Source organism: Dyella sp. 01N36, assembly GCF_056399745.1.
In genome coordinates this window covers 1-7,581 of record NZ_JBFTRY010000168.1, presented here as the reverse complement: position 1 = coordinate 7,581, position 7,581 = coordinate 1, and the positions used below count along the sequence as shown (strand labels likewise).

The 7,581-nt window shown below is 63.5% G+C and carries 4 protein-coding genes; all 4 read left to right on the top strand.

Annotated features, from left to right (window positions below):
• Nucleotides 1-733: 733 nt before the first annotated feature.
• The 4 genes from AC1DMG_RS17880 (at nt 734) to AC1DMG_RS17865 (ending at nt 7,541) form a co-directional block, all read left to right on the top strand.
• Nucleotides 734-2,749, top strand: a complete 2,016-nt coding sequence (locus AC1DMG_RS17880) for an OPT family oligopeptide transporter (protein ID WP_441605635.1) — start codon at nt 734-736, stop codon at nt 2,747-2,749.
• Nucleotides 2,750-2,934: 185 nt separating this feature from the next.
• Complete coding sequence (mprF, locus tag AC1DMG_RS17875) at nt 2,935-5,499, top strand: bifunctional lysylphosphatidylglycerol flippase/synthetase MprF (protein ID WP_477177899.1); 2,565 nt, start codon at nt 2,935-2,937, stop codon at nt 5,497-5,499.
• Complete coding sequence (locus AC1DMG_RS17870) at nt 5,496-6,275, top strand: AcvB/VirJ family lysyl-phosphatidylglycerol hydrolase (RefSeq protein WP_477177900.1); 780 nt, start codon at nt 5,496-5,498, stop codon at nt 6,273-6,275. Before mprF ends, AC1DMG_RS17870 begins: the two co-directional genes overlap by 4 nt.
• Nucleotides 6,276-6,392: 117 nt before the next feature.
• Nucleotides 6,393-7,541, top strand: a complete 1,149-nt coding sequence (locus AC1DMG_RS17865; protein ID WP_477177901.1) for an acyltransferase family protein — start codon at nt 6,393-6,395, stop codon at nt 7,539-7,541.
• Nucleotides 7,542-7,581 lie beyond the last annotated feature (40 nt).

The window sequence follows — 7,581 nt, the reverse complement described above, 5'->3', positions numbered from 1 at the left end:
AGCGCACCCTGTGCGCGACAAACCTACGGAGCGGTACACCGCAGCGTGACTGTCGCGCACAGGGTGCGCTCCCACAGACAAGCCAAGCGCCAGGCGCGCATCCAGTGCGCCAGCTGTGACCCACAGCCGATGCGCAGCGAGGCCCCGCTTTAAGTCCTCGGCGATTCGGGCGCGTTGCGCAGCGCTTTGAGGTACCCGCTGTGTACCCTCGGAGGTTGTCCCACAACAGCTCGCCTCAAGCGTTCGGGCTTATCCCAACACGATGCTGCGGGCGTTATCCGGCCATTCTCTTTGGGTTACTTTCGACGCGAAGCTAGTCCCGTGGGATCTCTTGGGCCAGCAAGAGAAAAGTGACTCGAGCGGCGGCAGCCGTTCGAAACGCCCGCCGCGCAGGCGGCAAGCTGGCCGTAATGCGACAACCAGAGCCCAAGCTCTGAATGAGCAGCCATGCGACGGTTGAAAAGCGCCTCAGGCCAACGCCGGGACCGGCAAAAGGGAAATCCCGCCCCCCGCCGGGACGACGAGCAAGCAGATGCGGCTCCGGGGCAAGCCCCGCCCCATCCAAACCTGCCCCAAACGAGGAAGGCAGGCTCCAAACCCCGTCAACCCGTTGCGATTCCAAGCAAATCCGGCAACCCTACGCGCTGACCCGCCTTCCGGCGGGCTGTCGTATTCATGCTATGCCGCCCCAGGGTGGCCAACAGGGGACCAATGACATGACGGGACGACTTTCGTGAGCGGCAATCTTTCTCAGACCGAAAATCGCAAAGAGCTGACCGTTCGCGGTCTCATCCTGGGCGTGATCATCACGGTGGTGTTCACTGCCGCCAACGTCTTCTTTGGCCTCAAGGCCGGCCTCACCTTCGCCACATCGATTCCCGCGGCGGTGATTTCCATGGCCCTGCTGCGCGGGTTCAAGGATTCCACCATCCAGGAAAACAACATCGTGCAGACCATCGCGTCGGCGGCGGGCACGTTGTCGTCGATCATCTTCGTGCTCCCGGGCATGATCATGATCGGCTGGTGGACCGGCTTCCCGTTCTGGACCTCGTTTGCCGTGTGTGCCTTGGGCGGCATCCTGGGCGTGATGTATTCGATCCCGCTGCGCCGTGCACTGGTGACGACCTCCGACCTGCCGTACCCGGAAGGCCTGGCCTGCGCCGAGGTGTTGAAGGTCGGCAGTGGCGACGATGCCGATGCAGGCAGTGTGGAAGAAGGCCGTGCGGGTCTGCTTGCCGTGCTGTGGGGCTCCATCGTTTCCGCCGTGTTTGCGGTGATCGTGGCCACCCAGGTGTTCGCCAGCGACTTCGTGCGCTACTTCCGCGTGGGCGACAAGGGTTCGGTCAGCGGCTTCGACTTCAATCTTTCCTTCGCGTTGTTCGCCATTGGCCACCTGGTGGGCCTGTCGGTGGGTATCGCCATGCTGATTGGCGCGATCATCGGCTGGGGCTGGGGCGTGCCGCATTACTCGCTGCTGGGCGACATGAGTGCGTCGGTGGCGGATCTGGCCAATGGCACCTGGAGCCACAAGGTTCGTTTCGTCGGTGCGGGCGCGATCGGCGTGTCGGCCATCTGGACACTCGCCAAGCTGGTGAAGCCGGTGATCAGCGGCCTGACTTCGGCCATGGCTGCCTCCAAAGTGCGCAAGGCCGGCAAGGCCGACTCGCTGCCGCGCACCGAGCGCGACATCCCGATTGGCATCGTGGGCCTGATCACGCTGGCCTGCTTCGTGCCGATCGCCTGGTTGCTCGGTTACTTCGGTGAGATCAGCGGCCTGGGTGCCCATGTCGGCGTGCTCGCCATCGGCGGCGTGGCCTTCGTGGTGCTGATGGGCTTCTTTGTCTCCACCGTGTGCGGCTACATGGCCGGCCTGATCGGTTCGTCCAATAGCCCGCTGTCGGGCGTGGGCATCCTGGTGGTGATCGCAGCCGCCTTGCTGCTGGTGGCGTTCGTGAAGCCGTACGTCGGCCCGGAAGAAGGCAAGGCGCTGGTGGCGTTTGCGCTGTTCATCACCGCGGTGGTGTTCACCGTGGCGGCCATCGCCAACAACAACCTGCAGGATCTCAAGACGGGTCAGCTGGTGGACGCCACGCCGTGGCGTCAGCAGGTGGCGCTGGTGATCGGTGTGATCGCGGGCGCAGCGGTGATCCCGCCGGTGCTCGACCTGCTCAACAAGGCCTATGGATTTGTCGGTGTGGCGGGCGTGGGTGCGCATGCGCTGCCGGCGCCACAGGCCGGCCTTATTTCGGCGCTGGCGAACGGCGTGATCACCGGCAATATCGACTGGAGCCTGATCATCACCGGCATCTGGATCGGCGTGGCGATCATCATCGTCGACGAGATCCTGGCGCGGACCACCAAGCACATGCGCATACCGCCGCTGGCGGTAGGCCTGGGCATCTATCTGCCGACGGTCAGCACGCTGATGGTGGTGGTCGGTTCGGTGGTCGGCTGGTATTTCGATCGTCGTGCCGATCGTTCGAAGAAGCCTGAAACCACCAAACAGCTTGGCGTGCTGCTGGCCTCCGGCTTGATCGTGGGCGAGAGCATTATTGGCGTCCTGATCGCAGCGATCGTGGCATTCGCGGACCGCCTGGGTTTCAGCAACCTGCAAGCGCCCTTGGCACTCGTGGGACCTGAGTTTGCCGACAAGGCCCAGTGGATCGGCGGCATCGCCTTCGCGGTGATCGTGCTGGTGCTGTACCGCTGGATTGCCCGCATGGCCAACGGACTGGGCGCCAAGTCCTGACATCACACGGTCGCGACCTGCCTGAAGCGGGCGCGACCGAATGTCATGCCTGCATGCCACGATCGAACAGAAGAGCACGTTGACCGGCTATCCTAGACGGTCGCGAATATCTTGCGCGATGGTCATGTGGAGGCGGTAAACGCGTGGTGGAGCAGACAGGGGCCCAAGCCCCGATTTCCGGTGAAATGCTTGCACGCCCTGGCCTGATGGCCAGGTTGCGCAGGCTTGCCGGTCCGCTGCTTTCGGTGGCCATGCTGTGCCTGGCGCTATGGGCGCTGCACCGCCTGGCCAGCGAGGTGAGCTACCGCGAGGTGGCACGCTACGTTCACGGACTGGAGAACTACCGCGTCGCCCTGGCCGTGCTGCTCACTGCCGGCAGTTACGGCGTGATGATTCTCTACGACTGGTTCGGCCTCAAATACATCGGCAAGCGTTTGCCGGGTCCGCAGGTCAGCCTGATCTCCTTCATCAGCTACGCCTTCAGCAATGCGCTGGGCATGGCCTTGTTGATCTCCGGTTCCATCCGCTACCGCTTCTACATCCAGGCCGGACTTTCCACGGCCGAAGTGGCGAAGGTGGTGGTCTACACCACGCTGAGTTTCTGGCTGGGCCTGAGCGCGCTCACCGGCGTCACCTTGCTGCTGGTGCCGATTCCGCCGTCCTTGCCGCTGGCCAGCTGGCGCATTCCGGTGGCCGCGGTGCTCACCCTGATCCCGCTGCTGTGGATCGTGGGCAATCGCCTGCTTGGACGTCCATTGCGTATTTGGCGATGGCGCCTGAGTTTGCCGACCACCCTGGTCGCCACGCGGCAGGTGTTGGTCGGCGCGGTGGATTGGGGTTTGGCCGCCTATGTGCTTTATCTGCTGATGCCCAATCAGGTGGACACGGGTTTCGGGCATTTCCTTGCGATCTTCGTGCTGGCGCAGATCGCCGGCTTGATCAGTCACGTGCCCGGTGGCCTGGGCGTGTTCGAGGCGGTGATGCTGGCCGGCTTCGGCGCCGAAGGAAACCAGGGCCTGGAAGCGCCCATCCTCGGCGCGCTGGCGGCGTATCGCCTTATCTATTATTTCCTGCCGCTGTTCGCGGCGACCGTGGTGGTGCTGTGGCGCGAAGCGCGCGGGCTGCGCCAGAAGACGCAGCTGGCGCCGTGGTTCACCGGTTTGCTGCCGCCGTTCTTCGCGGGCCTGACGCTCGTGTCGGGCGCGGTGCTGCTCTTCTCGGGTGCCACCTCGGCGCTGCCCACGCGCATGGCCATCCTGCGCGACGTGCTGCCGCTGGCCGTGCTGGAAGTGTCCCACTTCCTTTCCAGCGTGGTCGGCATGATGTTGCTGATTCTTGCGCGCGGTCTGCAGCGGCGACTCGATGCAGCCTATGTGCTCACACTGATCCTGCTGGTGCTGGGCGCGGTGCTGTCGCTGCTCAAGGGCATCGATTACGAAGAAGCCACGCTGTTGTCGGTGCTGGCGCTCGCGCTGGCGCCGGCGCACAAGTTGTTCTATCGCCGCGCGTCGATGTTCAGCGCGAGCTTCTCGTGGGGCTGGATCATCGCCATCGTGGCGGTGCTCGGCTGTGCGGGCTGGCTGGTCGGCTTCAGCTACAAGCACGTGGAATACAGCAACAACCTGTGGTGGGAATTCAGCTTCTATCACGGCGGTGCGCCGCGTGCGCTGCGCGCATTGGTGGGCGCGACCACCGCTGGCCTGTTGTTTGCGCTGGCCAACCTGATCCGCCCCGTGCGGCCGGACCTGCACCTGCCAAGCGAAGAAGACCTGCAGCGCGCGCTGCCGCTGATCAAGAACTACAACTCCGCCCAGGCGCATCTCGCCCTGATGGCGGACAAGACCCTGCTGTTCGATGCCGACAACCGCGCCTTCATCATGTACGACGTGGAAGGCCGCAGCTGGGTGGCCATGGGCGATCCCGTCGGCGAGGACGAAGAAGCGCGCCGCGAACTGGTGTGGACTTTCCGCGACCAGTGCGAACGCGCCGGCGGCTGGCCGCTGTTCTACCAGGTGCGCCAGGACGATCTGGACCTGTACCTGGAAGTGGGCATGAACTTCCTCAAGATCGGCGAAGAGGCCCGCGTGGAACTGGCCGGCTTCAACCTCGACGGCAAGTCCAAGAAGGTATTGCGCAACACCATCAACAAGCTCACCCGCGAAGGCATGCGCATGGAGATCGTGCCGGCCGACGCGGTGGCTGCGCTGATCCCGCAACTGAAAAAAATTTCCGATGCGTGGATGCGCGACAAGGGCGTGCGCGAGAAGGGCTTCTCGCTGGGCACCTTCGATGCGCGCTATCTCGAACGCACGCCGATGGCGCTGGTGTGGCAGGGCGAGGAGTTGGTGGCCTTCGCCAATCTATTCCTCACCGACAACAAGGAAGAGGCCTCGCTGGACCTGATGCGCCATCTGCCCGACGGCACGGCCGGCATCATGGACTTCCTGTTCATCAGCCTGATGCAGTGGTCCAAACAGGAAGGCTACCGCTGGTTCAACCTCGGCATGGCACCGTTTTCCGGCCTGCAGAATCGCCGCAGCGCGCCGCTGTGGAGCCGCCTGGGTGCGATGCTGTTTGGTCGCGGCGAGCGCTTCTACAACTTCCGCGGCCTGCACAAGTACAAAGACAAATTCGATCCCGTGTGGGAGCCTCGTTATCTTGCGGTGCCCAATGGCATCGCCCTCCCGCTGGTGTTCGCCAATGTGGCAAGCCTCATTTCGGGTGGACTGTCAGGCATGGTGCGCCGTTGAAACGACTCTGGAAGTGGTTCGCTCTCGTTGTGTTGATTGCCGCCGCCGTCGGCCTGTGGGCCTGGCAGCCCTGGCATCACGCCAGCATGCAGGAGTCACTGGTGCAGGTGCCTGCGCAGGCCGGCGTCACGCCGCTGGCGGGGCGCGAGGATGTAGTGGCGATTTTCTATTCCGGCGATGGCGGCTGGCGCGATCTGGACCAGTCGTTGGGCAAGATCATCGCCTCGCACGGCATCCCGGTGCAGGGCGTAAGTCTGCTGCAGTACTACTGGCGCAATCGTCCGGCGAAGGAGTCGGCCGTCGATCTGGATGCCTTGATCGCGCAGGCGGTGTCGCAACCGGGCAAGAAGCGCGTATGGCTGATTGGTTTCTCTTTCGGCGCCGACGTGCTGCCTTCGGTGATCGATCAGTTGAGCCCTGAGGGCCGCGCGCGCATCGCCCAGGTGGTACTGCTGTCACCCAGTCACGACGTCAATTTCGAAATCGAAATGGAAGGCTATATGAAGGAGGGATGGTGGAAGACGCACACCCAGGACTTCTTCCAGTGGCTCAATCCCGTGCAGCATTACGACGCGCTGCCGCCGCTCGAAGCATTGAATGATCACCCGCCGGTGGTCTGCTACTACGGGGTCAAGGATAAGGACGACGCGCTTTGCGCCGATCCGAAGCTGCCGAGCTGGATCAAGGTCTACGAAAAGACCGGCGATCATCATTTCGATTACAACTACGAAGGCCTGGCGCAGCAGATGATTCACGATCTGCCAGCGGCACAGTAAGCGTCTGCCACCTTGTGGGAGCGCACCCTGTGCGCGACGGGTTGGCGAAGCGAAGGCGCTGCCGCGCCTTGTTCGCGCACAGGGTGCGCTCCTACAAGGATTCGGTGGATGGATGCGATGACTGACCCTCAGGCTCAACGCAACACCGGCATCGACCTGCTGCGCGGCTTCTCCATTCTGCTGGTGGTGCTGCACCACATCGGCCTGCGCATTCCGCTGCGCAAGACGGCCTTGCTCGACGTGCTGCCGAGGAAGTTGCTGACGGCTCTCAATTTCAACGGCTACGAAGCGGTCTTCATCTTCTTCGTGATCTCGGGCTTTCTGATCACCAGCAACGCGCTGCGTCGCAGTGGTTCGTTGGCCGGCATCGACCTGCGTGCGTTCTATGCCCGACGCTTCTCGCGCATCGCTCCCTGCCTGCTGTTGCTGGTGTTCGTGCTCAGCTTGCTGCATTTAGCGGGCGCGCCGGATTACGTGATCGATCGGGCAGGGCAGTCGTTGCCACGCGCCATCGTGGCGGCGCTCGGCTTCCATCTGAACTGGTACGAAGGGATGACCGGTTACCTGCCGGGCAACTGGGACGTGCTGTGGTCGCTGTCTATCGAGGAAGTGTTTTATCTCGGCTTCCCCATCGTCTGCCTGCTGACTCGGCGTAATTGGGTCCTAGTGCCGATGCTGATCGCATTGGCGGTGTCGCTGCCGTGGACGCACGCCGCGTTGGCCGACAATGAGATCTGGCAGGAGAAGGCTTATCTGCCCGGCATGGCGGCGATTGCCACCGGTGTGCTCGGCGCGCTGATCGTGCAACGTTGGCGCAGCCTGCCGCGCGCTGCGGTCTGGATGCTGGCCGTCGTGGGCGTCCTGGGTCTGTACCTGGTGATGCTCGAGGGCATGCTGCTGTGGCAGACGATGCGCGATGGCTACATGCTCGTGCTTACCGGGTCTGCACTTTGCATGGTGTTGGCCAGTGCATGGTCGCGTGCTGCCGCATGGCGAGGCTTGGGCTGGCTGCGTTCGTGGGGGCGGCTGAGCTACGAGATCTACCTCACCCACATGTTCGTCGTGTACAGCGTGATGCGGATCTACAAGGCGATGGGCGGGGATATCGCCTACGGTTATCTCTGGTATCTGCCGGCGTTGCCGATCTGCTGGCTGTTGGGCAAGGGCATGGAGCGTTGGGTATCGACGCCCGCGGAGCGATGGTTGCGGGAGCGCATGTTGCCTGAGCGTGCAGCATCCGCCGCAGTACAAGGCGCCACCTTGTAGGAGCGCACTTGTGCGCGACCATCCTACGGAGCGGTACACC